This is a genomic window from Streptomyces sp. iso_384, assembly GCF_056172905.1.
This window is the reverse complement of record NZ_JBWBTT010000001.1, coordinates 3,656,615-3,683,005: the sequence shown is the minus strand read 5'-3', so window position 1 is coordinate 3,683,005 and position 26,391 is coordinate 3,656,615. Positions and strand designations below refer to the sequence as shown.

General features: G+C 73.5%; 22 protein-coding genes and 1 pseudogene. 7 read left to right on the top strand and 16 right to left on the bottom strand.

Annotation, left to right across the window (positions count from 1 at the left end; genetic code table 11):
- Positions 1–152 precede the first annotated feature (152 nt).
- Positions 153–1,424: a molybdopterin-dependent oxidoreductase gene (locus AC0VY3_RS16430; RefSeq protein WP_103512401.1), complete on the bottom strand. Its 1,272-nt coding sequence runs from the start codon at positions 1,422–1,424 to the stop codon at positions 153–155.
- A gap of 176 nt (positions 1,425–1,600) precedes the next feature.
- Here AC0VY3_RS16430 and AC0VY3_RS16425 point away from each other — a divergent pair, with 176 nt between their 5' ends.
- Complete coding sequence (locus tag AC0VY3_RS16425) at positions 1,601–3,040, top strand: hypothetical protein (RefSeq protein WP_475549881.1); 1,440 nt, start codon at positions 1,601–1,603, stop codon at positions 3,038–3,040.
- Positions 3,041–3,087: 47 nt separating this feature from the next.
- On the opposite strand, the gene AC0VY3_RS16420 is transcribed toward AC0VY3_RS16425, so the two are convergent.
- The 4 genes from AC0VY3_RS16420 to AC0VY3_RS16405 all read right to left on the bottom strand — a co-directional run bounded on the left by AC0VY3_RS16420 (position 3,088) and on the right by AC0VY3_RS16405 (position 8,824).
- A complete protein-coding gene (locus AC0VY3_RS16420) occupies positions 3,088–3,300 on the bottom strand; it encodes a hypothetical protein (RefSeq protein ID WP_475549880.1) in 213 nt (70 codons plus the stop codon).
- Positions 3,301–3,406: 106 nt separating this feature from the next.
- Positions 3,407–6,616: an error-prone DNA polymerase gene (locus tag AC0VY3_RS16415; RefSeq protein ID WP_475549879.1), complete on the bottom strand. Its 3,210-nt coding sequence runs from the start codon at positions 6,614–6,616 to the stop codon at positions 3,407–3,409.
- Entirely contained in the window at positions 6,609–8,159 is a 1,551-nt protein-coding gene (locus AC0VY3_RS16410) for a DNA polymerase Y family protein (protein WP_475549878.1), read from the bottom strand. Before AC0VY3_RS16410 ends, AC0VY3_RS16415 begins: the two co-directional genes overlap by 8 nt.
- Complete coding sequence (locus tag AC0VY3_RS16405; protein WP_475549877.1) at positions 8,156–8,824, bottom strand: hypothetical protein; 669 nt, start codon at positions 8,822–8,824, stop codon at positions 8,156–8,158. The genes AC0VY3_RS16410 and AC0VY3_RS16405 overlap by 4 nt, the downstream gene beginning before the upstream one ends.
- 124 nt (positions 8,825–8,948) lie before the next feature.
- On the opposite strand from AC0VY3_RS16405, the gene AC0VY3_RS16400 reads away from it, so the two are divergent.
- A complete protein-coding gene (locus AC0VY3_RS16400) occupies positions 8,949–9,287 on the top strand; it encodes a hypothetical protein (RefSeq protein ID WP_475549876.1) in 339 nt (112 codons plus the stop codon).
- Between the two features lie 34 nt (positions 9,288–9,321).
- Here the strand turns inward: AC0VY3_RS16400 and AC0VY3_RS16395 are convergent, their stop codons facing one another.
- The 4 genes from AC0VY3_RS16395 to AC0VY3_RS16380 form a co-directional block, all read right to left on the bottom strand.
- Positions 9,322–10,272 (bottom strand): arsenic resistance protein, encoded by a 951-nt coding sequence (locus tag AC0VY3_RS16395; RefSeq protein ID WP_103510348.1) that lies wholly within the window; start codon positions 10,270–10,272, stop codon positions 9,322–9,324.
- Between the two features lie 172 nt (positions 10,273–10,444).
- Positions 10,445–10,927: a DedA family protein gene (locus AC0VY3_RS16390; RefSeq protein WP_103510349.1), complete on the bottom strand. Its 483-nt coding sequence runs from the start codon at positions 10,925–10,927 to the stop codon at positions 10,445–10,447.
- A gap of 315 nt (positions 10,928–11,242) precedes the next feature.
- A complete protein-coding gene (locus tag AC0VY3_RS16385) occupies positions 11,243–14,161 on the bottom strand; it encodes an AfsR/SARP family transcriptional regulator (RefSeq protein WP_475549875.1) in 2,919 nt (972 codons plus the stop codon).
- 574 nt (positions 14,162–14,735) lie between these two features.
- Positions 14,736–15,617 carry an alpha/beta fold hydrolase gene (locus AC0VY3_RS16380; protein ID WP_103510350.1) on the bottom strand — a complete coding sequence of 294 codons (882 nt, stop codon included), beginning with the start codon at positions 15,615–15,617 and terminating at the stop codon, positions 14,736–14,738.
- A 106-nt stretch (positions 15,618–15,723) separates the two neighbouring features.
- Between AC0VY3_RS16380 and AC0VY3_RS16375 the strand changes: the two genes are divergently transcribed.
- Positions 15,724–16,203, top strand: a complete 480-nt coding sequence (locus tag AC0VY3_RS16375) for a CGNR zinc finger domain-containing protein (protein ID WP_475549874.1) — start codon at positions 15,724–15,726, stop codon at positions 16,201–16,203.
- Positions 16,204–16,500: 297 nt separating this feature from the next.
- On the opposite strand, the gene AC0VY3_RS16370 is transcribed toward AC0VY3_RS16375, so the two are convergent.
- Together AC0VY3_RS16370 and AC0VY3_RS16365 are read right to left on the bottom strand one after the other, a co-directional pair.
- Positions 16,501–17,031, bottom strand: a complete 531-nt coding sequence (locus AC0VY3_RS16370; RefSeq protein WP_103510352.1) for a DUF4396 domain-containing protein — start codon at positions 17,029–17,031, stop codon at positions 16,501–16,503.
- A gap of 94 nt (positions 17,032–17,125) precedes the next feature.
- Positions 17,126–17,251: pseudogene (locus AC0VY3_RS16365) on the bottom strand (TOBE domain-containing protein); the annotation flags it as partial.
- A gap of 322 nt (positions 17,252–17,573) precedes the next feature.
- Between AC0VY3_RS16365 and dhaK the strand changes: the two are divergent.
- The 4 genes from dhaK (at position 17,574) to AC0VY3_RS16345 (ending at position 20,246) form a co-directional block, all read left to right on the top strand.
- Positions 17,574–18,566, top strand: coding sequence for a dihydroxyacetone kinase subunit DhaK (gene dhaK / locus AC0VY3_RS16360; RefSeq protein ID WP_103510353.1), 993 nt, complete (start codon positions 17,574–17,576; stop codon positions 18,564–18,566).
- Between the two features lie 112 nt (positions 18,567–18,678).
- Positions 18,679–19,290, top strand: coding sequence for a dihydroxyacetone kinase subunit DhaL (gene dhaL, locus AC0VY3_RS16355; protein WP_103510354.1), 612 nt, complete (start codon positions 18,679–18,681; stop codon positions 19,288–19,290).
- Positions 19,287–19,697 carry a PTS-dependent dihydroxyacetone kinase phosphotransferase subunit DhaM gene (locus tag AC0VY3_RS16350; RefSeq protein ID WP_103510355.1) on the top strand — a complete coding sequence of 137 codons (411 nt, stop codon included), beginning with the start codon at positions 19,287–19,289 and terminating at the stop codon, positions 19,695–19,697. Before dhaL ends, AC0VY3_RS16350 begins: the two co-directional genes overlap by 4 nt.
- Positions 19,698–19,742: 45 nt before the next feature.
- On the top strand, positions 19,743–20,246 hold the full coding sequence (locus tag AC0VY3_RS16345; protein ID WP_103510356.1) for an NUDIX hydrolase: 504 nt from the start codon (positions 19,743–19,745) through the stop codon (positions 20,244–20,246).
- Here the strand turns inward: AC0VY3_RS16345 and abc-f are convergent.
- From abc-f to AC0VY3_RS16320, 5 genes are all read right to left on the bottom strand, one after another.
- Entirely contained in the window at positions 20,210–21,958 is a 1,749-nt protein-coding gene (abc-f, locus tag AC0VY3_RS16340) for a ribosomal protection-like ABC-F family protein (RefSeq protein ID WP_103510357.1), read from the bottom strand. The two genes, AC0VY3_RS16345 and abc-f, sit on opposite strands and share 37 nt — an antisense overlap.
- A gap of 320 nt (positions 21,959–22,278) precedes the next feature.
- Complete coding sequence (locus AC0VY3_RS16335) at positions 22,279–23,319, bottom strand: NAD(P)-dependent alcohol dehydrogenase (RefSeq protein ID WP_103510358.1); 1,041 nt, start codon at positions 23,317–23,319, stop codon at positions 22,279–22,281.
- 120 nt (positions 23,320–23,439) lie between these two features.
- Complete coding sequence (locus AC0VY3_RS16330) at positions 23,440–24,252, bottom strand: SDR family NAD(P)-dependent oxidoreductase (protein ID WP_103510359.1); 813 nt, start codon at positions 24,250–24,252, stop codon at positions 23,440–23,442.
- Entirely contained in the window at positions 24,249–24,956 is a 708-nt protein-coding gene (locus AC0VY3_RS16325) for a TetR family transcriptional regulator (protein WP_103510360.1), read from the bottom strand. Before AC0VY3_RS16325 ends, AC0VY3_RS16330 begins: the two co-directional genes overlap by 4 nt.
- A gap of 72 nt (positions 24,957–25,028) precedes the next feature.
- Positions 25,029–26,252, bottom strand: coding sequence for a PP2C family protein-serine/threonine phosphatase (locus AC0VY3_RS16320; protein WP_475549873.1), 1,224 nt, complete (start codon positions 26,250–26,252; stop codon positions 25,029–25,031).
- Positions 26,253–26,391: the final 139 nt, after the last annotated feature.

Here is a 26,391-nt window from a genome sequence, read left to right as displayed (position 1 = left end):
CCCGTCCAGCAGCCGTACGCCCGCGTAGCCGGCCAGAGAGAACGTCGCGGCGAGCAGGAGCAGGTGGAGCGGGCCCTCGCCGTACGCACGGCGCGGTGAGATGCGCGGGCGACGGGGTGCGGTGGACGGCGGCGGTACGGCTCGGGTGGACATCACAGCTCTCCGAACGTCAGGGTCTCGACCCACTTGGTGTTCAGCACGCCGGGCGCGGCGGGGACGATGATCCGGGCCGGGTAGCCGTGGTCCGGTGACAGCGGCGCCCCGTTCACCTCCAGCGCGAGCAGCGAACGGCCGTCGCGGACCTGGTTGTCGCGCAGCGCGGCCTTGCGGAAGGAGCCGCTGCGCTGGAGCGACTCGACGAACACGCCCGGCGGCCGGTCCGGGTATCCGGCGAGCGCCGCCAGGTCGGAGAGCCGCACCCCGCGCCAGAGCTGGTCCGAGGTCGACCAGCCCTCCACGCAGGCGATCGGAAGCGCCGCGCTGTGCTGTTCCATGGCCAGCAACTCGGCCCGGGAGAAATGGAATTCCCCGGCCGGGCCCCGTACCGTCAGCCGCCAGCGCTCGCCGGTGTCGGCGGGCGTGATCCGTACGGCGGCGGCGGTCTTGTTGATCTGGAAGGCGTTCGGACCCGGCCCCGGGTCGGTGCCGCCGCGCGGGGTGAGGAGCGCGATGCGGCGCAGCGGTCCGTCGAAGCTGCGGCCGGCCGAGGTGATCAGCAGAAGGAGCGAACCGGCCCCCACGATGGCCAGCGCGCCGCGCCGGGACACGGTGGCGGGCAGCGGGTCGGGGGAAGCGAGGGTGTCCGGTTCGCCGCGCGGGATGCCGTTCCGCAACACCCGTACGGCCTGTGGCAGTTTGAGGGCCGTATGGGTGAGGAATCCGGCGAGGAAGACCCAGGCCCCGTAGAAGTGCAGGGTGTAGAAGGATCCGGGGAAGAGGTAGTCCAGCTGGATGTTGAGCAGCCCGGTGAGGAACTCGAACAGTGCCCCGCCCACGAGCAGCAGCAGCGAGATCCGCTCCAGTGCGTGGCCCACGGAACGGGCGGGCGGCAGCGCGAAGAGCCGGGGGACCACCGACCAGAGCTTGGCGAGCAGGACGGGCACGAGCACGATGCCGACGGTGACGTGCAGGCCCTGGGTCAGCCGGTAGAGCCAGTGCGGGCCGGTCGGCCAGGAGAACAGATAGAAGCCGAGCCACCCCTTGCCGGGGGTCTTGTCGTTCACCCGGTTCAGGTCCGGGTTGTAGGCGGCGTACGAGAGCAGACCGGTGACGAACAGCAGGGTGAGCCCGGCGAGCAGGACGACGCCGAGTACGGCGGTGAAGCGCGCCCCGCGCACGGGACTGCGCCAGAACCCCGGGTCGGCGGGGGTGCGCTGGGCGCGCAGGGAATCGGTGAGGGTGCGGATGCGGCGGCGTTCGGGCATGGGCCCGACGCTAAGCGGGGAACACCCCCGGCGGGCGGACGCGACTCCTGACGAAATTCTGACGTCGCGCCGCGAGGGACCCCCACCGGAGTGACGGTGGGCGGGAAATCTGACGGTTCGGTGACGCGGCCCCGCCGTACCGCCCGATTGCCGTCCGGTGTGCATAGCGTGCCAGCGTGAAGACCGAGGACATCACCCCCACGGACACCGCGGGCGGCACCGGGCACGGCCCGCCCGCGCCGCCGGACCGCACCGACGACCGAGCCCGGCGCGCGGGACGGGCGGACCTGATCGCCGCCGCAGCGGGCGTGCTGCTGGTCACAGCCGCGGTCGTCATCGGCCATGTCATCCAGAACCGGGACGGCAGTCTGCGCGCCCAGTGGCCGCCCCTGCTGGCCTCCTGGGACCCCCATCTGGGCCCCGGCACTCCGGCGGCCCTGGTCATGGCGGTCCTGGTGGTCGCCTACGGCCCGCCGCTCGCCGCCCGGCTGCCTTGGCGTGGGCTGCTGGCGGCGGCCTGGGCCGGGTCCATGGCCTGGGTCTTCTCGCTGGCGCTGATCGACGGCTGGCACCGGGGCGTCGCGAAGCGGCTCACCACGAAGCACGAGTATCTGCGGGTGATCGACCGCTTCGAGGACATCCCCGCCACCCTGCGCGACTTCACGAACCACATCGTCATCGGCGAGCCCGGCAACTGGCCCGCCCATGTCGCCGGGCACCCGCCGGGCGCGACGCTGACCTTCGTGTGGCTGGACCGTATCGGGCTCGGCGGCGGCGCCTGGGCGGCGCTCTGGTGTGTCGTGGTGGGCAGTTCGGCGGTGCTGGCCGCCCTGATCACCGTGCGGGTGCTGGCCGACGAGCGGCTGGCCCGCCGTGCCGCGCCCTTCCTCGTCCTCGCCCCGGCCGCCGTCTGGGCGGGCGTGTCGGCCGACGGCTACTTCACCGCGGTCGCCGCCTGGTCGGTGGCGCTGCTCGCCCTGGCCGCCACCCGCCGGGTCCGCTTCCCGGCCGTGGCGGCGCTCGGCGGGGGTCTGCTGTTCGGGTGGACCTGCTACCTCAGTTACGGGCTGGGGCTGATGGCTGCGGTCCTGCTCGCGGTGCTGGTGCTCGCCCGGACCGCCCGCCCGGTGCCGCTGTTCCTGCTCGGCACGCTGGTGGCCCCGGTGGCCTTCACCCTCGCCGGTTTCAACTGGTGGACCGCGTACCACCTGTTGGTCGAGCGCTACTACCAGGGTGCGGGCGGTGTCCGCCCGTACGGCTACTGGGTCTGGGCCAACCTGGCCTGCGCGACCCTCGCGGCCGGGCTCGCCGCCGTCGCCGGGCTGCGCCGGAGCGCGGTGGCCGCGCCCGGTGCCGTACGGGCGCTGCGGCGCGGCCCGGCGGCGGTCTCCCCGGAAGGAAGACTGGCGTTGCTCGTGCTCGCGGCGCTGGCGGCGCTGCTCGCCGCGGACCTCTCCGGGATGAGCAAGGCGGAGACCGAGCGCATCTGGCAGCCGTTCCTGCTGTGGCTGCTGCCCGCGGCGGCGCTGCTTCCCCGCCGGAGGGTGCGGTACTGGCTGGTCGCGTCGGCCGTTCCGGCGCTGCTGATCAACCACCTTCTGTGGACGGGCTGGTGAGCGACGGCCCTGGCCCTCGTGGTCGGCGCGGCGGATGCCGGTCTCCGTCAGCCCAGGTGGAAGTCCATGTGCACGGCGTCGTCGCCGGGCAGCCGGTCGGGGTGTCCCGCACCGACCTCCGCGACCCGGCGTTCCGGCGCGGCGCTGCGGCGGTTGTGCCGGCGGAGCGGTTCGTGCAGGCAGTAGCCGGGGCCGTCCTGACGCAGGAACAGCTGCGCGGCGGAGACCTCGGGGTGGTCGGCGAGCCGGCCGGCCTGCAACCGGTTGAGTGCGAGGGCCCGGACCGGAGCAGGGTGGGGTGGTCGAGGTGGTCGGCCTTCGTCTCATGCTGGCCACGCGCGGCGGGGGAAGCCCTCCGGACAGGCCCTAGCGTCGCCCGACGTGGCGCCGGGGTACGGGCGCGGCCACGGGGATCGTCTCCACCCGGTCGACGGCGACGTTGACCGTGCCGTCGCTGCGCTCGATCCGGCCGGTGAGGAGGACCGCGGGGGCGTCGAGGAGGGTCCGGTGGCAGCGGTCCCAGACGTGCGGGGCGAACACGAGGTTGATCATGCCGGTCTCGTCCTCGATCGCGCCGAAGGCCACGCCGTGGGCGGTCGGGGGGCGTTGGAGGTACTTCGGCAGCCCGCCGATCCTGACCTGGGCCCGGTCGGGGAGCGTACGGGCGGTGGCCGTGGGGAGCGTGCCGAGGCGGTCCAGGTGGGGGCGGATGTGCTGGACGAGGTGGGCGGTGGCGCTGGCGCCGGTGGCGACGATGTCGGCGGTGGTCTCCTCGGCGGTGGTCATGGAGGTGAGTTCGGGCGCGGTCACGGGGGTGGCGAGTCCGGGGAGCGGGGGCTGGCGCGTGCGGCCGGGTGCGGTACCGGCGCTCCACAGGGCGGTGCGACGGTGTCCGCCCAGTCCGTCGAGTGCGCCCGCGGTGGCCAACTGCTCCAGGATCCGGGCCGGCAGCCGGGTACGGGCGGCGAAGTCGTCCAGGTCGGTGAACGGCCGCTCCGTACGGAGGGCGATGATCTCCTCGGCGGCCTGTTCGCCGAGGCCGGTGACGCTGGTCAGACCGCGGCGGATCGCCGGGGGCCGCGCCCCGGACGCCGGGCCGGACATCGAAGCGGGCATCGGGCCGGACGCCGTGCCGGGCGTCGGACCGGGCGTCGGACCGGGGGCCGGGCCGGGTTCGAGGGTGGCGTGGACGCGGGAGGTCCGGACGGCGGGTCCGTGGACGGTGATGCCGTGGCGTTCCGCGTCGCCGATGAGGGTCTGGGTGTCGTAGAAGCCCATCGGCTGGTTCGCCATGATCGCCGCGATGAGCGCGGCCGGGTGGTGGTGCTTGATCCAGGCGCTGGCGTAGATGAGCCCGGCCATCGACTGGGCGTGGGACTGCGGGAACCCGTAGTCGGAGAAGGCTTCGATCATCGAGACGATCTTCTCGGCGGCGGCCTGCGGGATGCCGCGTCCGGCCATGCCGGTCAGCAGGCGGCCGCGCATCGCGGCGACCTTCTCCGGGGCGTGCTTGGCCGCCATCGCCTTCCTGAGCCGGTCGGCCTCGCCGGGGCTGAACCCCGCGCAGTCGATGGCGAGTTGCATGGCCTGCTCCTGCCAGAGGGCGACGCCGAGGGTCGGCTCCAGCGCGGCTTTCGCGAGCGGGTGGGGGTACGTCACCGCCTCCTCGCCGCGCCGTCGGCGGAGCAGCGGGTGCTTGCTGCCGGCCTGGATGGGGCCGGGGCGGATGATGGACGCGGCGACGGCCAGGTCCTCGAATCTCGTCGGCCGCAGCTGGGGCAGGGTGGAGATCTGGGCACGGGACTCGACCTGGAAGACGCCGATGGTGTCCCCTCTCGCGATCATCTCGTAGACGTCCGGATCGTCCTGGGGAATGGACGTGAGGTCGTAACGGACGCCGTGGTGCTCGTGGATGAGGTCGCAGGCGGTGTGGAGGGCGGACAGCATGCCGAGACCCAGCAGGTCGATCTTGACGAGCCGGGCGACGGCGATGTCGTCCTTGTCGCCCTGGAGGACGCTGCGGCCCTCGGCGGTCGCCCACTCCACGGGCATGATCTCGCCGATGGGCTGCCGGGTGAGGACCATGCCGCCCGAGTGCACCCCGAGGTGCCTCGGGAGGGTGTGGAGCTGGGCGGCGAGGTCGCGTACGTCGTCGGGGAGGGCGGTGTCGGGGCCGGGCGGGGTGTGGTGGATGTGCCGGGTCATCTCCCGGGTCTGCGCCTCCGGGTAGCCGAGGACGCGGGCGGCGTCGCGGACCGCGAGCCTCGGCTGATAGGTGATCACGTTGGCGACCTGGGCGGCGTGCCGGCGGCCGTAACGGGTGTAGACGTACTGGATGACCTCCTCGCGGCGCCCGGACTCCAGGTCGAGGTCGATGTCCGGCGGGCCCGCCTTCTCCAGGGACAGGAACCGCTCGAAGAGCAGACCGTGCCGGAGCGGGTCGACGGCGGTGATGCCGAGGACGTAACAGATCACGCTGCTGGCGGCGGAGCCCCGGCCCTGGCACCAGATCCCCTGGTCGGCGGCGTGCCGGACGATGTCGTCGACGATCAGGAAGTAGCCCGCGAGCCCGAGTCCGGCGACGAGTCCGAGTTCGTGGTCGAGCTGCCGCCAGGCCGCCTCTGCCCCCGGGTCGGTGCGGGGGCCGTAGCGGTCGGCGCAGGCGGCCTCGGCGCGGTCCCGCAGCCACGAGTCCTGCGTATGTCCTGCGGGTACCGCGAACTCCGGGAGTTCGGGGCGCAGTTCGCCGAGGTCGATCACGCAGGCGCGGCCCAGGGCGAGGGTGGTCCCCGCGACGCCGGGATACCGCGACAGGAAGGCCGCGCGCTCGGCCCGGGGGCGCAGATGGGCGGTCGGGGCGGCCATCAGATGCCCGGCGGCCCGGTCCAGGGTCTCGCGGCGGCGCAGCGCGGTGAGCGCCTGGGCCACGCGGGCCTGGCGGGGGGCCGCGTAGTGCACGGCGCCGGTGGCCACCACCGGGATCCCGACCCGGCGGGCGGCCACCCACATCGCGTCGGCGGCGACCGAGTCCTCCGGGAGCCGGTGGTCGACCAGCTCGGCGTGCGTACCGCTCGTGCCGAAGACGTCGGTCAGCCGGGCGAGCCGGTGGGCGACGGCGGTGACGTCGCACCGGTCGGCACCCGGCGGCGGGCAGCCGGGCAGAACGGCCCAGTGCCCCGCGGCGGCCGCCCGGGCCACCGCGTCCAGGTCGTAGACCGGGGAGTTCTTCGACCCGGCGAGCTGCGCGGCGGAGATCACCGCCGACAGCAGCCGGAACCCCTCCACGGTGCGGGCGAGCACCACCGGTGTTCCCAGGACGGGGTCGCCGAGGGTGAGTTCGGCGCCGTGGACGGTGCCGACCCCGTGCTCGCGGGCGGCGGCGTGCAGGCGGCGCGCGGCGTGGAGGCCGTCCACGTCCGTCACCGCCAGTACGCCGATGCCGAGCCGGGCGGCCTCGGCGACCAGGTCCTCCGGCCCGCTCGCCCCGCGGAGGAAGGAGAACGCGCTGTGCACGTGCAGTTCGGCCCAGCCGTCCTCCGGGCGGTCGGCGGTGGGGAGGCGGAGGAGGTCACCCATAGTGGGCCTCCACCCACCATCGGCCCCGGTCGACGAGGAGCAGCCACGCGTGCCCGTCGTCGGTGGTGACCTGCATCCGGGCGATCCGTCGGCCGCTGTCGCGCGTCCACCACTGCTCCAGCACCGGCCAGGGACCGGCCCACCCGTTCACCCCGGCCCGGCGGCGCCCGTCGACCGCGAGGAACGCGGGCTCGGCCGACAGTTCCAGCCGGCCGGCCACCCCGACCGGCGCGCCGTCGGTCCCGGTGAGCCGGGCCGGGCGCCGTACCGGGTAGACCGCGGCCGGGTGCGGGGCGGGCAGCCGTCCCGGCCAGGGACCGCCCTCGGCGCCCGCGCCGTCGTCGGGGACGTCGCCGACCGGGACGAGCCGGATCCGGTCGCCCGGCCCCCGGCCGCCGACCTCGATGATCCGGGTGACCGCCCGGTGTCCGAGCACCGCCTGCACCCGGGCGGCGGCCCGTTCCACCTCCACCGGGGTGTCCCGCTCGCCGTCGAACGCGCCCTGCGAGCCGGTGTCCGGGGAGATCCCGTCGGGGCGCAGGGCCAGGCGGCGGATGCCCGGTTCCGCGCCGCCTGCGTCCAGCAGGCCCTTCTCGGACCAGGCGGCCAGTACGCCGCGCACCCGCTCGGCCACCGCCCGGGAGGACAGCCGCCCCTCGTGCCGGAAGATCCGCGTCAGGGTCCGGCCGTCGGCCGTCCCGACCACGGCCTCCACCCGCGCGCACACCACCCCTGCCGCCGCCAGGCGTTCGTGCAGCTCGTCCGCGAGCGCGACGGCCACGAACACGACCGCGTCCGTCTGCTCCTCGGGGACCTCGAACAGCCGCCGCACCGTGTGGTCCTGGACGGCGGTCCGTACGGACACCGGCCGGGCCTGCCCTCCACGGGCGACGCGGTGGGCGCCGATGCCCTCCGTGCCGAGCCGCTCCGCGACCCGGCCCGCCGGCAGCCGTGCGAAGTCCCCGACGGTACGGATGCCGAGCTGCTTCAGCAGTTCGGCCAGACCGGGCACGCCCAGCACGCCCACCGGGTACGGGGCCAGGAACGCGGCGTTCCCGTCCGCCGGGACGATCGCCCCGTCGCCCCGGCGGGCCGCGAGCGCCGCCACGAAGGTGCTGTCGGCGATCCCGACCCGGGCGGGCAGCCCGAGTGCGGTGACGGCGCCGGCCAGCCATACGGACAGCTGCGGTTCGCCGCCCCAGTACCGCGCGGCTCCGCGCGCCGGGGCCGCGATCAGCCCGGGCCGGATCACCTCCAGCCGGGGCACCACCTCCGCCTCCACGCGGTGCACCACCTGTTCGAACATCCTCACCTCGGCGGCGAGGTCCCGTTCGACGACCCGCAGCCCGGGGCACCGGGCCTGCGCGGCCCGCAGTCGCATGCGCCGCCGGACCCCGGCCGCCCGCGCGGACGCGGAGCACGCCACCACCGCGCCCCGGTGCACCACGGCCACCGGCGCACCGTCCCGCGTACCGCAGGCCAGCACCGGGAAGTCGGGCACCCAGACCACGGCCACCCGTACGGAATCGGACGCCCCGGTCATCCGACGACGCGGAGGTCCGCCCGCGCCCCGTCCCGCACGGCCTCCGCCGCCCCCTGCTCCGCCATGCCCGCCATGCTCACCAGACCGTCCGGACCGGGCAGCCACAGCTCCACGCGGCGCGGCGCGGCGGCAGCGCCGCGGCCGCCCGCCGTCACCGTCACCCGGCGGCCGCGCAACAGCCCGTGCCCCCGGCCCACCCCGGTCCAGCCCACCGGCGCCACCCGGAGCTGCACATCCGCCCCGGGCCAGCGTCCCGCCGCCAGCAGCACCGCTCCGCTGCGCCGCATCACCGCCCGCAGCCGGCGCACCGCCCGCTCCGGCACCCGTACCGAGGCGCCGACGAGCACCACCGGCACCGACTCCAGCAGGACGGCGAGTACCTGGGCCGCGCGTGGCCCCGGGTCGCTCACCACCAGACCGGTGGCCAGATCCAGACCGGCCTGTGCCGCCGCCAGCCCGCCCAGCTCCGGAACTCCCACCGCCGCCCATGCCGCCGACTCCGCTGCCGCCCATGCGGCCAGTGCCAGCAGCAGCGGCAGGTCCCCGCCCGCACCCACTGCGGTACCAGGGCGAATGCCTCCTCCCGGCAGCAGGCCGGAGAGCGGCGACGCCACCGCACCGGCTTCCGCGCCACGCGCCTCGACTACCTGCTGAGCTGTCCACACTCTTCGATATTCGCTCGAACGTTCGAATAATTCAAGCCAGGTCATCCCGGGTCATTCGGTGCCTGGGTACGGTCCACCGTCGAAGGTGTTCCCCTTCCGGGAACGTGCGACGGGAGTGAACACGATGACCGGGCCTGCCTGGGCACCCCCGTCCTGCACCCTGCCCACCGAGGAACAGCCCCTGCGGGTCGCCGAGTGGGGCGGGCTGTTCGCCGAACGGCTGACCGCGCTGTCCCGCCCGTCCGTGCTGCGACTACGTCTCGACCTGGCGGGCGGCCCGGGGGTGGCGGAGCGGGTCCGTGAACTGGCGTCGCGCGAGAGCGCCTGCTGTTCGTTCTTCACCTTCGCCGTCTCCGCCTCCACCGGCGAGGGCCGGGTTCACCCGGACGTCTCGGTGGACCGGGCCCACGCGTCGGTTCTGGAGGCCCTCGCGGCGCGGGCGGGCACGGCGTCGCGGCGGTGAGCCAGGGCCTGCGCGGCGGGCACGGCGGTACGGATCAGCCCCGGAGCGGCAGCAGCCGGGGGACGGCCCGGACGTAGACCACCATGCCGATCACCTCGACCAGGGTCTGGGTGACCACGACCACCGCGGCGACGGCCAACGCGTCCGGCAGGGCCAGGGCGAGGGGCAGGACGACCAGGGAGTTACGGGTCGCGCCGGTGAACACGATGGCCCTGCCGGCCGGAGCGTCCAGGCGGAACAGGCGGGCGACGCCGAGCCCGGCGAACGCCATCACGACGAGGAACGCGACGTAGAACGGCACGACACGGCCCACGTCGCCCAGGCTGCCCGAGTCTCCGAGCTTCGGTACCTGGGAGGCGACCACGGTGAGCAGGACGGCGGCCATCAGCGGCACCATCGTCGTGCCCATCGTGTCGGCGACCCGCTGTCCGGCCGGGCGCCGTGCGGCCCACGCCTGGGTCAGCCAGGCCAGCGTGAGCGGGACGACGATCAGCACGACGAACGCCTCGACGAACGGTCCGGCCTCCACGACCTCGGCCAGATCCGGGCCCATGAACAGGAACAGACAGACCGGCAGCAGCACCATTTGGGCGAGGAGCAGCAACGGGGTGGCGGCGAGCAGGCGTTCACTGCTGCCACCGGCGAGCCCGCTGAAGACGATCACGTAATCGATGCACGGGGCCAGCAGGACCAGCAGCACACCCAGGCGGACCGCCCGGTCGTCCGGGAGGAAGGCGAACATCGCGGCGACCACCAGCGGCACCACGACGAAGTTCACCACCAGCGTCGCGGCCAGGAACCGCCCCGCCCGCACCGAACGCACCAGTTCAGCGGCGGGCACCTGCAGGAACGTCACGTACAGCAGCGCGGCCAGCACCGGGTTGATCGCGCGCTCCAGCCCCGGCCCCGCACCGGGCACGGCCCAGCCCACCAGGCCCCCGGCGGCCAGGGCCCCCACATAGACGGCGACCTGATGGCGCTCCATGCCTGCGACCGGGCCGGACGGTGACGACAACGTACGTGCTCCTCGCGGGGGAAAGCAGGCTCGGCGGCGGTATCGGAGCAGCAAAGCGGTGTCCGTCGTGCTCGTCAAACCGGCGGTGCGGCCGAGCGGCCGCCCGGCGCCGGGCACCGAGGTCGCTCGTCTCCCCGCGGGTTCACGCTTCGTCGGCGGCGGTGCCACCGGAGGACAGCGCCGCCCTTCTTCTGCGGTACACCACCACCCCGCACACCGTCAGCAGGGCCACTGCCACGGCGGACACCCCGAAGGCCGTCCGCTCGGCGAAAAGCCTTCCGAGCACTTCGAGCACGCCGAGGCCCGCGGTCGCGTAGATCAGCGCCCAGGCCGCTCCGCCCACGAGCAGGGCGGGGAGATAGCGGGACAACGGCATGCGCATGCTGCCCGCGAGGAAGTTGGCGGCGGTCTGGAAACCGACCGTCAGGAAGGAGACGGCCACCATCGGCGCGCCCCACCGCTGGATCGCCCGCTCGGCACGCCGGAACTTCGCCGAAGAGATCCGCTCGGCGAACCTGCTGCGTCGGGCACCGGCGCCGGCGAGCCATCCGACGGCGAAGGTCCCTCCGGCGCGGAGCAGGACGATGACGTACAGGGCTCCGGCCGCGAGCGCGATCTTATCCACGGTGCCTCGCCCCGGGCGCGGACCCGGAACCCGCGTTCCCCGTCACCCGCACGAGCGCTTCCGCCCCGTCGGACGCACGACGCGCACGAGCCCGGTCACCGTCTCTCACCTGAGCCCCGCCCCTGCCTGTTCCGTCCGCCGGATCCCGCACGGGACGCCGGAACCCGAACCCGCATGCCCGGGTCCTGTGCTGCCCGGGTCCTGTGCCCAGGCAAGGCCAGCCTAACCGAACGCGCTTACGGCGGATCGGCGAGCCTGGTCACCCGACGCCGGCCCCCGGGGCAGGGTGACCGTCGCCGGCGCCGACCGTGGCGGTCATGAGCAGGCCCGGAGACCCTGTGCGGCCTGGGTGTGTTCGAGCTCGTACGTGGAGGAGCGGGGCAGGGCGAGAGCGGCCCGGAACTCCCGGCGGGCCCGGTCCGGGCGTCCCGCTGTGAGGTGGGCCCGGCCGAGCCGGCAGCGGATGTCCATCTCCAGTCTGTCGCGGTGGGGCTCGTCCTCCGGCCGTAGGCGCTGCTGCACGGCGAGTGCCCGGTCGAGGTGTGCCAGGGCGGTGTTCGGGTCGCCCTCCTCATGGATCGCGGTGCCCAGGCGGGCCAGGGTCAGCGCCTGGAGCAGGAGGTCCTTGGCGTCCAGGGCCAGGACGGCGGCCTCACGGAGCAGAGGGGTCGCCTCGTGCGGTCGCCCCAGGGCGAGGTGGGCGTCGGCCATGCAGGTCAGGGTGCGGCTGAGCACCCGGGGCCGGCCGACCATGCGGGCTCGTGCGTGCGCGGCGCGGAAGCAGTCCAGCGCGTCCTCCTTCCGCTCCTGTGCGATCCGTACGAAGCCCAGGGAGGTGTGCACGGTGGACGCGCCCCAGTCGTCGGACGGCGGAATGACCTTCAGCGCCGCCGTGGTGTGGGCGTCGGCCGCGCCGATGTCTCCCGAATGCAGTGCGGCGGTGCCGAGCCCGGTGGTCGCCCGGGCCAGCTCGCGGTCGTCGCCGAGCCGGCGGCTGACCTCGACGGCCTCCTCGAACCAGGTGCGCGCCCGGCCGGTGCGGTAGGCGAAGAGTTCGGTGAGGCCCATGCAGTTGCGCAGCGTGGGCGCCATCCGCCGGTCGCCGCAGTCCCGTGAGCCTTCGAGGGCGACTTCGAGGATGGCGCGGGCGTCGTGGTAGCGGCCGCGGCTGGTGAGGTAGTCGGTCAGGGCCTCGGCGATCCAGCACAGCAGGTCGCTCTCGCCGAGCGCGAAGGCATGGCCGACCACGTCGACGACCTCTCCCCCGGTTTCGTCGAGCCAGTCCGCCGCGGACCGCCAGTCGGCGAAAGCGGAGCTTTCCGCGGAAGAGGTGGCCGGGAACGCCTGGGGGCCCCAGTCGCTGGCCATCCGGGCCGCGTCCAGGTGGAGTCGCAGGGCGGCCACGCCGACCGGCCTGGAGAGGTCGGGGGTGGCTGCGGCCAGGCGGCGTGCGTGGGCCCGGACCAGGTCGTGCAGCCGGTAGCGGCCGGGCCGCGGCTGCCGCAGGAGGCCCGCGTCGACCAGCTGCTCCAGGGCCCGGCCGGCCTCGGTGGCCGGCAGGTCCAGCATCGCCGCCGGAGTCAGCGGATCGAACTCGACGGTGGGCGCGAGGCCGAGGACACGGAACATCTGCCGCTGCTGTGGCGGGAGGTGTTCGTAGGAGAGCTGGAAGGCGGCCGCGACGCTCCGGTCGTCGGCGTTCAGCTCCTCCAGCCGGTCCCCGTCATCGGCCATCCGCGCCACCATGTGCGCCAGGGTCCACTCGGGCCGTGTCTGGAGCCGGGTACCCGCGATCCGCAGGGCGAGCGGCAACCCGTCGCAGAGCCGGACGAGTTCACGCGCGGCGTCCGGTTCGCGTTCCACCCGGTCCGTTCCGATGAAGCCGCTGAGCATATGTACGCCGTCGTCGTCGGGCAGGGGCTCCAGGGAGATCCGGCGGGTCGCGTCCAGGCCGGCCAGTCTCCGCCGGCTGCTCACGATGACCGTGCTGCCCGGTCCGGACGGCAGCAGGGGCCGGACCTGCCGGGCGTCCAGCGCGTCGTCCAGCACCAGCAGGAGACGCAGGCCGCTGGTCGCCGTGCGCCAGGCGGCGACCAGCTCCTCCTCGTCGTCGCCGATCCGGTCGCCGACCGTGCCCAGGGTGCGCAGCATGCGGGCCAGGGCCCTTCGCGGGGAGAGCGGCTGCCCCGTCGCGTGGGCGCGCAGATCCAGGAAGAGACAGCCGTCCGGGTGCCGGGGAACGAGGTGCCGGGCGGTCTGGACGATCAGCCGGGTCTTGCCCATGCCCGGTGTGCCGTCCACCGCCAGGACCGTGACGTTCCCGGCGGGTCCCGGCTCGGCGAGCAGCGCCAGCTCCTCCTGCCTGCCCACCAACGGTCCCACGTCACCGGGGAGTTCGTTCACCTGCGGCCGCGAGGGGTCCGGGACCGGGGCGACGGTGACGGCGGGCGGCAGAAGGACGGTGTCGTCCTGCCGCAGCACGGCTTCGTACAGGCTGCGCAACTCCTCGCCCGGCTCGGCGCCGTGCGCCTCGCGCAGACGACCGCGCAGCGCGTGGAAGGCGTCGAGTGCCTCCGCCTGGCGCCCGCTGCTGTACAACGCCCTTACGTGGATGGCCAGCAGCCCCTCGTCCAACGGGCAGGACGCGGTCAACTCGGCCAGTTCCTCGACGGCTTCGGACGAACGGCCGAGCAGGAAGAGGCAATCCAGCCGCCCCTTCCGCAGGGTGCGCCGCTGTTCCTCCAGGTGTCGGCGGACCGACCCGGCGTAGCGGCCGGGAAGGCCGGCCAGGGGCTCTCCTGCGTACAGCCCGAGCGCCTCGTCGAAGAGGGCCTGCGCGGCGGCCGGTCCGGCGGATGCCTTGACGCTCCGGGCGCGGCGTCCGAGGGCGGCCAGTTCGACGGTGTCGAGCCGGACGCCTTCGGCTTCGAAGCGGTACCAGCCCTTGCCGCTGCGGATGAGGGACGACCGTGCCGCCGTACCCGGCGCGTCCAGTGATCGGCGCAGGGAGTAGACGTGGCTGGGCAGCACCCGTACGCCGGTCGGCGGCGGGCTCTCGCCCCACACGTCGTCGAGCAACTCCTGGTGGCTCACCCGGCTGCCCGCGCGCAGCACCAGCGCGGCGAGGACCGCCTGCCTGCGTACGGGCCCCAGATCCAGCCGCCGTCCGCCGCGGTACGCCGACAGCGACCCGAGCAGGCCGAGCCGCAGCCGCCCGTCGTCACCGTCCGCCACTCGCCCCCCCTGTTCCTGCCGGCTTCAGCCGGCTTCACATCACTTCATCGGTGCTTCAACGGAATTGCAGCGCAGCGCGAGAGGCTGCCGCAAGCCCTAACCCGGGCGGGTTGACGACGGTTCCCGGCCATGTGGCCGCGTCTGTTCCGGCCGGTCCACGTCCCGGAAGCCTCAGCCCGTGGCAGCGGATCGCGCTGCCGGCCGGCTGCGACACGACGAAGCCCTCCGGACCGTCCAGGTCCCGGTCGAGGTACTCCGTGGCGCGGACGACGCGCTCGCGCTCGGCGCACGAGGCCAGTTGGTCGCGCACCGCGGAGCTGTCGCCGTGCCGTGCGCTCGTTGCGCACCCAGCTCCGCGGACTGCGCCGGATCGCCCGTCGTACGCCGGAAAGGCTGCCGCGCTCCACCGAGGAGCACGCGCTGATCCGCGGTGCATCGCCCACGGGGACGAGCGGCGCACCGCCGAGCTCACCGCCGCACACATCAACGACAGCCTGCGCAACATCCTTGGGGGCATGGCCGACAACGTGGGCCGGACGGATCCGACGGTGGCCCAGATGCATTGATCATGAGCTCACCGATCAGGGGTGGGCCGCAGCACGCGTCCGAGGAAGCCGCGCAGGTAGCCCGCGACGACGTCCAGGTGGCTCTCCAGCAGGAAGTGTCCGCCGTCGATCAGGTGTACCTCCACGTCCTTGGCGTCGCGGGCGAAGGCCAGCGCACCTTCCGGCGCGAAGATCTCGTCGTTGCGGCCCCACACGGCGAGCACCGGGACATCGCTGGTGCGCAGGAACTCGTGCAGGAGCGGGTAGAGCGGGCGGTTGTTCCGGTAGTCGCGGAAGAGCGCGAGCTGAATCTCGTCGTTGCCCTCGCGCGAGACGAGAGCGACGTCGTGCTCCCAGGTGTCCGGACTGATCAGGCTGGGGTCGGGCACGCCGTGGACGTACTGCCAGCGGATGGCGTCGGGGCTCAGCGCGGCACGGACGCCGGGTTCGGTGTCGGGGCCGGGGTTCGCCCCGTAGGCCCAGAGGCCGGCCCAGAAGGAGTCGACAAAGCCGTCCTCGTAGCCGTTGCCGTTCTGGGTGACGAGGGCGGAGATCCGTTCGGGGTGCTTGAGCGCGAGGCGCCATCCGATGGGGGCGCCGTAATCCTGGACGTAGAGCGCGTAGCGGTCCAGGCCCAGCTGATCCAGGAGGCCGGAGGTGAGTTCGGCGAGGGCGTCGAAGGTGTAGTCGAACTCCTCCACCGAGGGGGCGTCGGAGTGGCCGAAGCCGAGGTGGTCCGGCGCGATGACGTGGTAGCGGTCGGCGAGCAGCGGGATGAGTTCGCGGAACATGAACGAACTGGTCGGGTAGCCGTGCAGCAGGACGATCGCGGGGGCGTCGGAGTGGCCGGCCTCGCGGTAGTGGATCTCATGACCGTCGACGGTCGCGGTCCGATGGTGCACCGAATTCATCTCTAACCCCTTTAAGTATTTGATCCGGTTAGTCATTCGCCAGACAAGCACGGAATGGGCTAACCTGTCAAATGATTCGATCCGGTTAGAAAGAAGGTGGCACCCGATGGACGCCCTGCTGGACCTGCTCAACAGCAGGCCGCTGGTCGACGGCGAGGAGCAGGATGCGCTCGGCGACCCGGCCGAAGGCAGGCGCTGGGCGCGTGAGCACGGCGGCGACGGCAGCCACGCGGAACTGGCGCTGCTGCGCGAGGCCCGGGACGTCCTGCGGGACGTGGTGCACGGAAAGCGTTCACCCGCTGCGTTGGGTCCGCTGATGGAAGGGGTCCACCAGATACCCGAGGTCACTTCGCAGGGCCTCCGGTGGACGGTCGCGACTCCCCCGCACGCCCGGCTGGCCGTCGAGACAGTGCTCGCCTGGGCCGACATCGAGCACAGCATGCCCGGTCGGCTGCGCCCCTGCGCCAACGACATGTGCCGGCTGTTCCTGCTCGACCGCAGCCGCGCCAACCGCGCCCGCTGGTGCTCGATGGCCGTCTGCGGCAACCGCGAGAAGGCGCGTCGGCACTACGAACGCACCCGCTGAATCCGCCTGTACGCAGATGCGGCAGCCGAGGCAGGGCGCCGGCGAAGCAGTTCGCCCGGCCGATACGGGCCGGCGCGGCCGACTCGGGCGAGGTCAGCTCCGGGGCGCCGTCCGCGAGGTGGTCCATCAGCGGGCGCTGCTCCAGGAAGGCCAGTTGACCGGCGAGCCGGAAGGCCCGTCAGCCGTCGCTGACCGGCAGCCCACTCAGGCCGGGGGCGCCCCCAGGAGACGTGGGTCTCCCTGCGGTCGATCTCCACGGTCAGGCGGACGCCCGGCCGGGCCGTTGCGCCCGCGCGGTCAGTGGTAGGCGTGGACGACGGCGTGCCCCTTGCCGCGGCCGATCATCCACTTGTTGACCGGCGTCGTGATCACGAAGGCCACGGCGAAGCCGCCCAGCAGAGCCGCCCAGAACAGCGCGTCCGACAGGTGGGCGTCCATCGCCCCGGGGGTCAGGGCGATGATCGCGTTGTCGACGAGTTCCATCACCGCGATCGAGACGGTGTCCGCGGCGAGCGCCACCTTGAGCGCGGCCTTGAAGGTCAGCCCGGCCCGGCGGACGGCGAACAGCGTGAACGAGTAGCCGAAGACGAACGCCAGCGTGATCGCCAGGATCATCGTCTCGACATTGCCCCACATCAAGGCGGTGCCGATGACCATGCCGAGGATCTCGCCGATCGCACAGCCGGTCAGGCAGTGAAGGGTCGCCTTCACCGCGGCCCCCCACGTCACCGCTCCCGGCCGGCGCCCCGTGTGCCCCTCGTGCCCCGCGTGGGCTTGCTGCGCGGCCCGGTCGCCGGAGGCGCCGGCGTGGTGTGCGTTGTGGTCCATGACCCTCATCCCCAAACCGTCCGGTGTGACCGTACTCCTTGACCACCCCCGCAACCATATACCCCACGGGGGTACACGCAACCGCTGGATCCTCCTCGGCGGTGACGGCAGCGGTGATGTCCTGACCACCGGCCAGGCGCACCTTCACCGACGCCATGGCTTCGCCCGTGGTGACGGCGGTGACGGTGGCGGGCAGCTGGTGACGAATGGACAGGGCCATGGGCACACGCCTCGCAAAGCCGGAAACCGACAGGTGCCACTTCTGTGACCTGCATGTCCGCAGGGTCCAGCGCAGTCGCGCCTCGTCATGGGCCAGACGCTGCAGGGTGCGCAGCACGTGCGCAGGGACGAAAGCGTCGTCGGATGTCCGGACCGAACGCCGCAACTCGTTCCGCAGATGGCGTCGGACCCGGGTTGTCGGCAGGATCGTGGGGAGACGCACCGAGCCCGACCCCGATCACTCACCCGCTGCGCACATCGAGGCACCGGCGAGAACGCAGTTCGACAAGGCCTCTGCCACGTTCGTTCGTTAGGAGACAGACATGAAGATGCTGATCAACGTTCCCGAGACCGTCGTCGCCGATGCGCTGAGAGGTATCGCGGCCGCGCACCCCGAGCTGACCGTCGATGTGGAGAACCGGGTCGTCGCCCGGAGGGACGCGCCCGTGGCGGGGAAGGTGGGGCTCGTCTCCGGGGGCGGTTCCGGGCATGAGCCGCTGCATGCCGGGTTCGTCGGGCCCGGGATGTTGTCGGCCGCCTGTCCCGGTGAGGTGTTCACCTCGCCCGTGCCGGACCAGATGGTGCGTGCCGCGGCGGCCGTCGACAGTGGGGCGGGGGTGCTGTTCGTCGTCAAGAACTACACCGGTGACGTGCTCAACTTCGAGATGGCCGCCGAGCTGGCCGAGGACGAGGGGGTCCAGGTCGCCCAAGTGGTGGTGGACGACGACGTGGCCGTGAGCGACAGTACGTTCACCGCCGGGCGGCGCGGTACGGGAGCGACGCTGTTCGTCGAGAAGATCGCCGGAGCACTGGCGGACGAGGGCGCTCCGCTGGAGCGGGTGGCCGCCGTCGCGCGGCAGGTGAACGGGGCCTCGCGCAGCTTCGGGGTGGCGCTCGGCGCGGTCACCACGCCGGCCAAGGGCAGCCCCACCTTCGATCTGCCCTCCGGGGAGCTGGAGTTGGGCATCGGGATCCACGGGGAGCCGGGGCGTGAGCGGCGGCCGATGATGACGTCCGGGGAGATCGCCGACTTCGCCGTGAACGCCGTCCTGGAGGACCTGCGGCCCACCGGTCCGGTGCTGGCGCTGGTGAACGGCATGGGGGCGACACCGCTGCTGGAGCTGTACGGGTTCAATGCCGAAGTCCACCGGGTCCTGTCCGAGCGGGGCGTTCCGGTGGCTCGTACGCTCGTGGGGAACTATGTGACGTCGCTCGACATGGCAGGCTGCTCGGTGACGCTGTGCCAGGTCGACGAGGAGCTGCTGCGGCTGTGGGACGCCCCGGTGCGGACGGCCGCGCTCCGCTGGGGCTGCTGAGCCGCCGGCCGGATCCCGTGGCCGTGTACGCGGGGCCGGCCGGCCGTACTGCCCGCACTGTCCGTGCCGCCGGGACGATCCGTTCCGGCGGGACCGAGGAACAGGAGATCATGTGCTCGACACCGACTTCTTCCGCCGCTGGATGGCCGCTGCCGCGGCGTCCGTGGAGCGTGAGGCGAACCATCTGACGGAGCTGGACTCGGCGATCGGGGACGCCGATCACGGCAGCAATCTTCAGCGCGGCTTCACGGCGGTGACGGCGGTGCTGGAGAACGACGCGCCCGCCACCCCCGGCGCGGTGCTCGCCCTGGCCGGACGGCAGCTCATCTCCACGGTGGGCGGGGCGTCCGGACCGCTGTACGGGACGCTGCTGCGCCGTACGGGCAAGGCGCTCGGCGACGCCTGCGAGGTGACGCAGGAGCAGTTGGCGCAGGCGTTCGCGGCGGGGGTCGCCGCGGTGGGGCAGCTGGGCGGCGCCCAGGCCGGGGACAAGACGATGCTCGACGCGCTGCTGCCCGCGGCGGAGGCCCTCGCCACCTCGTTCGAGGGGGCGGCGAACGCGGCCCGGGCGGGTGCGGAGGCGACGGTGCCGTTGCAGGCGCGCAAGGGCCGGGCCAGCTATCTCGGCGAACGCAGCATCGGGCATCAGGACCCGGGAGCGACCTCGTCGGCGCTGCTGGTCGAGGCCCTCGCGGCGACCGCGGCGGACGGAGCGGGCGCATGAGCGGCGAGGCGCAGGTGGGCATCGTGCTGGTCTCCCACAGCGGTCCGGTCGCCGAGTCGGTCGCCGAGCTGGCCCGGGGGCTCGCCGCCGGAGGGGTGACCGCGCCGGTCGCCCCGGCCGGTGGGCTGCCGAACGGCGCGCTGGGGACGAGCGCGGAGCTGATCGGCCGGGCCGCCGCCTCGGTGGACCGGGGTGCGGGCGTGGCGGTCCTGGTGGATCTGGGAAGCGCGGTCCTCACGGTGAAGGCCATGCTCGCCGAGGGCGACGAGCTGCCCGAGAACACGCGGCTCGTGGACGCGCCGTTCGTGGAGGGCGCGGTGGCCGCCGTGGTGACCGCCTCGGCGGGCGGCGACCTCGCGGCGGTGGAGGCGGCGGCCTCGGAGGCGTACGGCTACCGCAAGACGTGACGCCTCACATGGCGCCCCGCACTCCGCCGCAGCAGACTTGACGACATGTCGACCGGCAGGCGCAGTGCGGGGCTTCTTCTCTTCCGGGTCACGGACACCGGGGGCGAGCGCGATGTCGAGGTGCTGATCGGGCACATGGGCGGGCCGTTCTGGGCGGGGCGGGAGGCGGCCGCCTGGTCGGTGCCGAAGGGCGAGTACGGGTCGGAGGAAGGCGCCGAGGCTGCTGCCCGCCGCGAGTTCACGGAGGAGCTCGGGGTGCCCGTCCCGCCGGGTGAGTGGATCGCGCTCGGCGATTCCCGGCAGCGCAGCGGCAAGACGGTGACCGTGTGGGCCCTGGAGGCGGAGCTGGACGTGGCGTCCGTCGTGCCGGGGACGTTCACGATGGAGTGGCCGCGCGGGTCCGGCGTGCAGCAGGAGTTCCCGGAGATGGACCGGTTCGCCTGGTGCACGCCGGAGCAGGCCGTCGAGCGGCTGGTCGCCGGCCAGCGGGTGTTCGTCGACCGGCTGCTCGCTCAGGTGCGCGGGACGGCCGCCTCCCCCGGCGCGTAGGCCGGAGCCGGGGCCGGAACCGTGCCCACCTGGCGGCCGGCCCGCAGTTCGAGCACGTCGCCGGTGAAGCGGGACCGGAAGCTGCGGTCGTGCGAGACGACGACGACCGCGCCCCGGTACTGGTCGAGGGCCTGCTCCAGCTCCTCGACCAGGCTCAGGGCGATGTGGTTCGTCGGCTCGTCCAGCACCAGCAGATCGGCCGGCCGGGTCACCAGACGGGCCAGGGCGAGCCTGCGCTGCTGGCCGACGGAGAGTGACGCGACGGGCACGTCGAGGTCCTCGGGGCGGAACAGTCCGAGGGCCAGGAGCTCGTCGGCGTACTCGTCGGGGAAGCCGGGGCGGCCCGCCGCGAAGGTCGCGAGCAGGGTGCGCCGGGTCGGCCGGGCGGGCAGTTCCTGCGGGAGGTAGCCGATGCGGGCGTGACGGGTGACCGTGCCGGTGTCGGGGGCCAGGTCGCCCGCGAGAACCCGCAGCAGGGTGGTCTTCCCGGCCCCGTTCTCCCCGGTCACCAGGAGGCGGGCTCCCGAGGCCACGCGCAGGGAGGGGAGGCGGAGGCGGTCCCCTACGGAGACGGCGTCCAGCTCCACGAGGGACCTCGTGCGGTCCGACCGGCCGGTGGCGTCGGTGGTCCCGGCGCTCTCCGCCCCGCCGGTCTCCGTGGTGACGGTCGGGCGGCCGGTGAAGGCGAGTGGGCGGGGCGGGGGTGGCACGGGGGACCTGCGCAGGGCGTCCAGCCGGGTCCGGGCGGACCTGACCTGGCCGGACAGTTTGGCCTCGTGCGAGCGGCGGTGCTTGCCGAAGCCCTGTTTCGGGTCGCCTCCGGTGGCCGCGAGCCGCGCTCCGGCCGCCTCGACCAGTTCCTCGGTGCGGGCCAGGTCCGCCACGTACTCCTCGTGCTCCTGGGCCCAGCGGCGGCGGGCGGCGGCCTTGGCGGTGCGGTAGCCGTCCCAGCCGTCCCCGTACCGGGTGACCGTGCGCAGATCGCGGTCGACCTCCAGGATCACCGAGGTGACCCGCTCCAGGAACGCCCGGTCGTGGGTGATCGCCACGACGGTGCCCCGGTGGGCGCGCAGGTGGTCCTCCAGCCAGCCGACGGCGCGGGCGTCGAGGTGGTTGGTCGGCTCGTCGAGCAGCAGCAGTTCGGGGGCGGCGGCCAGGACGCAGGCGAGGGCGAGCCGGGACTGCTCGCCGCCGGAGAGTGTGGCGAGGGCCCGGTCGCGGGTGAGGTGGGCGAGGCCGAGCCCGTGCAGAGCCGCTTCGGTGCGGCCGTCCGCCCGGTAGCCGTCGCGGTCCTCGTAAGCGGTGAGGAGGTCTCCGTACGCGGCGAGTTCCGCGTCGGTGGGCTCCGGGTCGCCGGGCTTCCGCTCGGAGAGGCCGGCCTCCGCCTCGCGGATGCGGTGTTCGAGGTCGCGCAGTTCGGCGAGGGCCGCGTCGACGGCGTCCTGCACGGTGTCGGACGGGTCGAGGTCGAGGGTCTGGGCGAGGTAGCCGGCGCCGCCGGGGAACCGGACGGTGATCTCTCCGGTGTCCGGCTGTTCCGCGCCGGCCAGCAGCCGGATCAGGGTGGACTTTCCGGAGCCGTTCTCGCCGATGACGGCGGTCTTCTCACCGGGCCGGACGGTGAGGGTCACCTGGTCGAGTACGGAGCGGTCCCCGTACGCCTTGGAGACGTCTTTCATGGCCAGTTGAGCGCGGTCGCGCTGGGGGTGCATGGGTGCCTTTTCCCTGGGTGACGGCCCGCGACGGGGCGCACGGGGGCGCGGTGGCGGGGCGTGGATGCCGGACGGCGGAGGGGACGGCGGCGGGCGCGCGGGGTGACGTCGACGTCACCGGGGCGTCTCAGCGGGACGCGTGGTGCGGCGCGCGGCGGCCGTCCGGGCCGGGAATCAGCGGAAGAAGTAGAAGCGGTACGAACCCATGCGGGCCAGTCTAACGAGGGCGGGCCGCCCACGCCGGGAATTTTCCGGCCCCTCCGGCCGCCCCCCGGCACACCGGGCGTGCGCCGGGAGGGGCCGGAAGGGGCCGGAAAGGGTCAGCCGCCGGGGAGGATGACGGCCCGGCCGTTGATCCTGCCGTCGTGGAGGCGTTCGTAGGCGAGCGGGGCCTCGTCGATGGAGTACGTCTCCACATGGACGTCCACCGCCCCGGCGTGGGCCAGGTCGAGGACCTCGGCGAGTTCCTTGCGCGAGCCCCAGTAGGGGGCGCTGACGTTGGTTCCGTACGGAAGTGTCCCGAAGCCGACCGGGAGCGCGCCGCCGCCGATGCCGACGATGGTGACGTCGCCGTCCACGCGGGCGACGGCCCCGGCGGTCCGCACGGTGGGCGGCGCTCCGACGAAGTCGAGCACCACGTGCGCGCCGAGCCCTCCGGTCAGTTCCATGACGCGGGCGGCCGCCTTCTCGTCGGAGAGAACGGCTTCGTGCGCGCCGACGGTCCTGGCCAGGGCGAGCTTGCCCTCGGTGACGTCCAGGGCGATGACCCGGGCGGCCGTCATGGCGCGCAGCAGCTGGATCGCGACGTGGCCGAGGCCGCCGGTGCCGATGACGACAGCGGTGGAACCGGGCACCAGCTTCGCCCGCGAGCGGACGATCGAGTGGTACGGGGTGAGTCCCGCGTCCGTGAGGGGCACGGTCTTCACCGGGTCGAGGCCGCCGATCGGGATCAGATGGCGGGGGTCGTCGACGATCATGTACTCGGCCATCGCGCCGGGTGCGCCGAGTCCGGGCGGCATGATGCCGAGCTCCTTGGCGCGCAGGCAGTAGTTCTCCTTGCCCTCGGCGCAGTTCACACAGGTGCCGCAGCCCCACGGCCCGTACACCGCGACGGAGTCGCCGACCGCGAAGCCGTCGACGCCGTCACCGAGGGCGGCGACCGTGCCGACGCCCTCGTGGCCCAGGGTGAGGGGCAGCGGGAAGGGGATCTGGTCGGCGGGCCAGCTCATCACGGCGATGTCGGAGTGGCAGACGCCGGCGGCGGTGACCTTCAGCAGGACCTGGCCGGGCCCGGGCTCGGGGTCCGGGACGGTGACCACCTCGGGGGCGGAGCCGGCGGCTCGGTACTGAACGGCTTTCATGGGGTCTCCTCGCCTCTTCTTCCTTGTTCTCTTCGTTCTCTTCGTTCTCTTCTTCGCCCCGTGTCCTCTTCGTTCTCTTTCTCGCCCCGGTATCCCCCGTCCGCCACTCGGGGCCCTCGGTCACGGGGCGGAGTAGCCGCCGTCCACCAGGTGGTAGCTGCCGTGGATGAAGGAGGCCTTGTCGGAGAGCAGGAAGGCGGCGAGTTCGGCGACCTCCTCGGCGGTGCCGAGGCGTCCGGCCGGGTGGAGGGAGATCAGGTGCTCGCGGGCTGCCGGGTCGGTGTTCCGCAGGAGCGGGGTGTCGATGAAGCCGGGGCCGACCGCGTTCACCCGGACGTTCTGTCCGGCGTATTCGAGCGCGGCGGTCTTGGTGAGGCCGACGACGCCGTGCTTGGCCGCGACGTAGGCGGGCGACCCCGCGAAGCCGTTGGTGCCGAGGATGGAGGACATGTTGACGATCGCGCCCCCGCCCGCCGCGACGATGGCGGGCAGTTCGTAGCGCATCGAGTGGAAGACGCCGCTGAGGTTGGTGGCGACGACGCGGTTCCAGTCCTCGACCGGGTACGCGCCGGTGGGGCTGCTGGGGCCGGCGATGCCGGCGTTGTTCACGGCCAGGTGGAGGGCGCCGAAGGTGTCCACCGCGAACCGCACGCCCGCTTCGACGGAGGCCGGGTCGGTGACGTCCATCGCGACGGCGGCGGCCCTGGCTCCGGTGCTCTCCAGCTCGGCCGCGGCCTTGCGCGCGTTCTCCTCGTCGTAGTCGGCGACGACGACCGCCGCGCCGCCTGCGGCGAGCCGCCGGGCCAGGGCGAGGCCGATGCCGGAGGCGCCGCCGGTGACGAGGGCGGTGCGGCCCGCGAACTCGTCCGAGGCCGGGGCCGAGGCGGAGACCGCGGCGGCGGGGGCGGAGCTGTGGTCGGTGGAGGTGCTCATGAGGTTGCCTCTGTTTCTGCTGCTGTTTCTTCAGCTGCTACTGCTTCTGCTGCTGTGGTGCGGTGCAGTTCCGGAGCGGTGCGCGGTACACCGAGCAGGTCGGCGGAGAGCGCGTCGAAGGCCTCGGTTACCAGGGCGGGCAGAGCGTCCGGGCGGCCTCCGCGCACCCAGGCGGCCTGGGCGGCGAGCAGGGCGCCCGCGCCCGCGGCGACGGTCACGGCGGGCCGGATGTCCTGCCGCGGATCGACGCCGAGCCGGTCCGCGACGATGGCCACCGAGTCCTCCTGGGCGTCCACCCGGATGTGGTGGAAGGCGGCGTAGAGCGTCGGCTCCTCCTCGGCGACGACCAGCAGGTCGAAGATCCGGGGGCGGCGGTGCCAGGGCTCCGCGCCGGGGTCGGCGAGCCAGTCGAGGACGGCCCGCCGGTAGGCGAGGAGCGGGGGTTCCGGGGCCGGACGGGCGCGCAGGGCCGCGTTGATGCGGTCGCCGTCGCCCCGCAGGGAGTCCAGCGCGGCGGCCTCCTTGCTCGTGAAGTACCGGCTGAACGTACGGCGGTCGACGTCCGCGGCTTCCGCGATCTCCTCGACCGTCACGTTCCGCAGCCCCCGGTCGAGCACCAGCTCGAACGCGGCCTGCGCGAGGGTGTCGCGGGTGCGGCGCGCCTTGCGGCTGCGCCGTTCCGGGATCTTCCGTTCCGGGGTCATACATGCACCGTACACCTGAAAATGTCCCCACGCGACAAAAGTCTCGTGGGGACATCAGAAGGGTTCGGGGTGTCAGACGGCCGCTACGCGCAGGGCCTCCTCGCCGGTGGTCTCGGACCGCCCGCCGCCGTCGACGGGGGCGTGGCTCAGGGCGAGCGCGGCGACGTCGTCGCGCCGGACGCCGCCGGAGAAGTCCTCCAGGTCGACTTGGAGCGCGTCGAGCAGTTCGCCCGGATCGCGTCCGGCCCAGGCGCCGACCCGCTCGTCCAGCGGGTAGAAGGCGCCGGCGGCGTCGCGGGCCTCGGTCACCCCGTCGGTGACGACGAGGAGTGTCGCGCCCGGCGGGAAGTCGAAGGAATCGGTCGCCCGGGCCTCCCGGCTGAGTCCGGCGAGGCCGAGCGGAACGTACGTCCGGTGGAGCGTGACGGCCGAGGCCCGTCCGTCGTGCAGCAGGCGGGGCGGCAGGTGACCGCAGTTCACGGCCTCCACCCGGCCGCTCCCGTCGAACCCGAGCACCAGCGCGGTCACGAAGCGTTCGGCCTCACCGGTCTGGGCGGAGAACACGTTGTGCCGGACGACGGCGTCCTCCAGCGCCTGCACCACCCCGGTGAGCGTGGGTTCGCGGATGGCCGCCTCGCGGAACGCGGCGATGGCCGCGAATCCGGCGCCGATGGCCGCGAGGCCCTTGCCCTGGACGTCACCGATGATCACGCGGGTCCCGTAGGGCGACTCGACGACCTCGTAGATGTCGCCGCCGACGAAGCGGTCCTCCTCGATCGGCTCGTAGAGGCCGTGCGCGAGGACGTGGCCGGTCACGACGGGCAGCGGCCGCAGGATCTGGCGTTGCAGGGTGACGGCGGCCGAGCGCAGCCGTGCCATCTCCGTGGCGTGCCGGATGCGCGCCGCGCAGGCGGCGACCCCGAGGGCGCAGGCCAGTACGGCGAAGCCGATGCCGAACACGAAGTCCCAGAAGGTGCCGTCCGCGCCGGCCCGGAAGCCGACCACGACCGCAGTGATCCATACCGCGACCCAGATGGTCTGGCGGAGGCTGCAGTAGACGGAGGCCAGCGCGGGGACGACCACCAGCAGCGGCACGACCCGCAGGTCGTTGCCCGTTCTGATGTCGAGGAACACGACCAGCACCGTCAGCAGCGTGAGACCGCCGACCAGCGTCCAGTTGCCGATCCGGCTCCGGGACACCGACGCGGTGCCCGCGTCCGGGCCGGGTACGGCACCGCTCCGGTGCCGTACCCCTCCCTGCTTCCGTGCCTGCTTCGACGCCCGCTTCTGTGCCATGTCCAGCAACCTCATGGGCACGGCCTGTCCTCCCGCTGATGTCTCGGCGCCGCCCGCAGTTTCGGCCGGTCCCTTCCAGTTGACCGGGGCGCGGGCGTTCGCACAGGAGGGCTTAGGGCCCTGAGCGGGTGCCGAAGGT

Bases quoted from the DNA above. Each gene is read 5' to 3' on its own strand.
- AC0VY3_RS16350 (WP_103510355.1), top strand. From the start codon at position 19,287: ATGAGCGGCGAGGCGCAGGTGGGCATCGTGCTGGTCTCCCACAGCGGT.
- AC0VY3_RS16370 (WP_103510352.1), bottom strand. From the start codon at position 17,031: ATGGACCACAACGCACACCACGCCGGCGCCTCCGGCGACCGGGCCGCG.
- AC0VY3_RS16400 (WP_475549876.1), top strand. From the start codon at position 8,949: ATGACCGGGCCTGCCTGGGCACCCCCGTCCTGCACCCTGCCCACCGAG.
- AC0VY3_RS16345 (WP_103510356.1), top strand. From the start codon at position 19,743: ATGTCGACCGGCAGGCGCAGTGCGGGGCTTCTTCTCTTCCGGGTCACG.
- dhaK (WP_103510353.1), top strand. From the start codon at position 17,574: ATGAAGATGCTGATCAACGTTCCCGAGACCGTCGTCGCCGATGCGCTG.
- AC0VY3_RS16415 (WP_475549879.1), bottom strand. From the start codon at position 6,616: ATGGGTGACCTCCTCCGCCTCCCCACCGCCGACCGCCCGGAGGACGGC.
- abc-f (WP_103510357.1), bottom strand. From the start codon at position 21,958: ATGCACCCCCAGCGCGACCGCGCTCAACTGGCCATGAAAGACGTCTCC.
- AC0VY3_RS16375 (WP_475549874.1), top strand. From the start codon at position 15,724: ATGGACGCCCTGCTGGACCTGCTCAACAGCAGGCCGCTGGTCGACGGC.
- AC0VY3_RS16325 (WP_103510360.1), bottom strand. From the start codon at position 24,956: ATGACCCCGGAACGGAAGATCCCGGAACGGCGCAGCCGCAAGGCGCGC.
- AC0VY3_RS16395 (WP_103510348.1), bottom strand. From the start codon at position 10,272: ATGGAGCGCCATCAGGTCGCCGTCTATGTGGGGGCCCTGGCCGCCGGG.
- AC0VY3_RS16410 (WP_475549878.1), bottom strand. From the start codon at position 8,159: ATGACCGGGGCGTCCGATTCCGTACGGGTGGCCGTGGTCTGGGTGCCC.
- AC0VY3_RS16430 (WP_103512401.1), bottom strand. From the start codon at position 1,424: ATGCCCGAACGCCGCCGCATCCGCACCCTCACCGATTCCCTGCGCGCC.
- AC0VY3_RS16320 (WP_475549873.1), bottom strand. From the start codon at position 26,252: ATGGCACAGAAGCGGGCGTCGAAGCAGGCACGGAAGCAGGGAGGGGTA.
- AC0VY3_RS16380 (WP_103510350.1), bottom strand. From the start codon at position 15,617: ATGAATTCGGTGCACCATCGGACCGCGACCGTCGACGGTCATGAGATC.
- AC0VY3_RS16330 (WP_103510359.1), bottom strand. From the start codon at position 24,252: ATGAGCACCTCCACCGACCACAGCTCCGCCCCCGCCGCCGCGGTCTCC.
- AC0VY3_RS16335 (WP_103510358.1), bottom strand. From the start codon at position 23,319: ATGAAAGCCGTTCAGTACCGAGCCGCCGGCTCCGCCCCCGAGGTGGTC.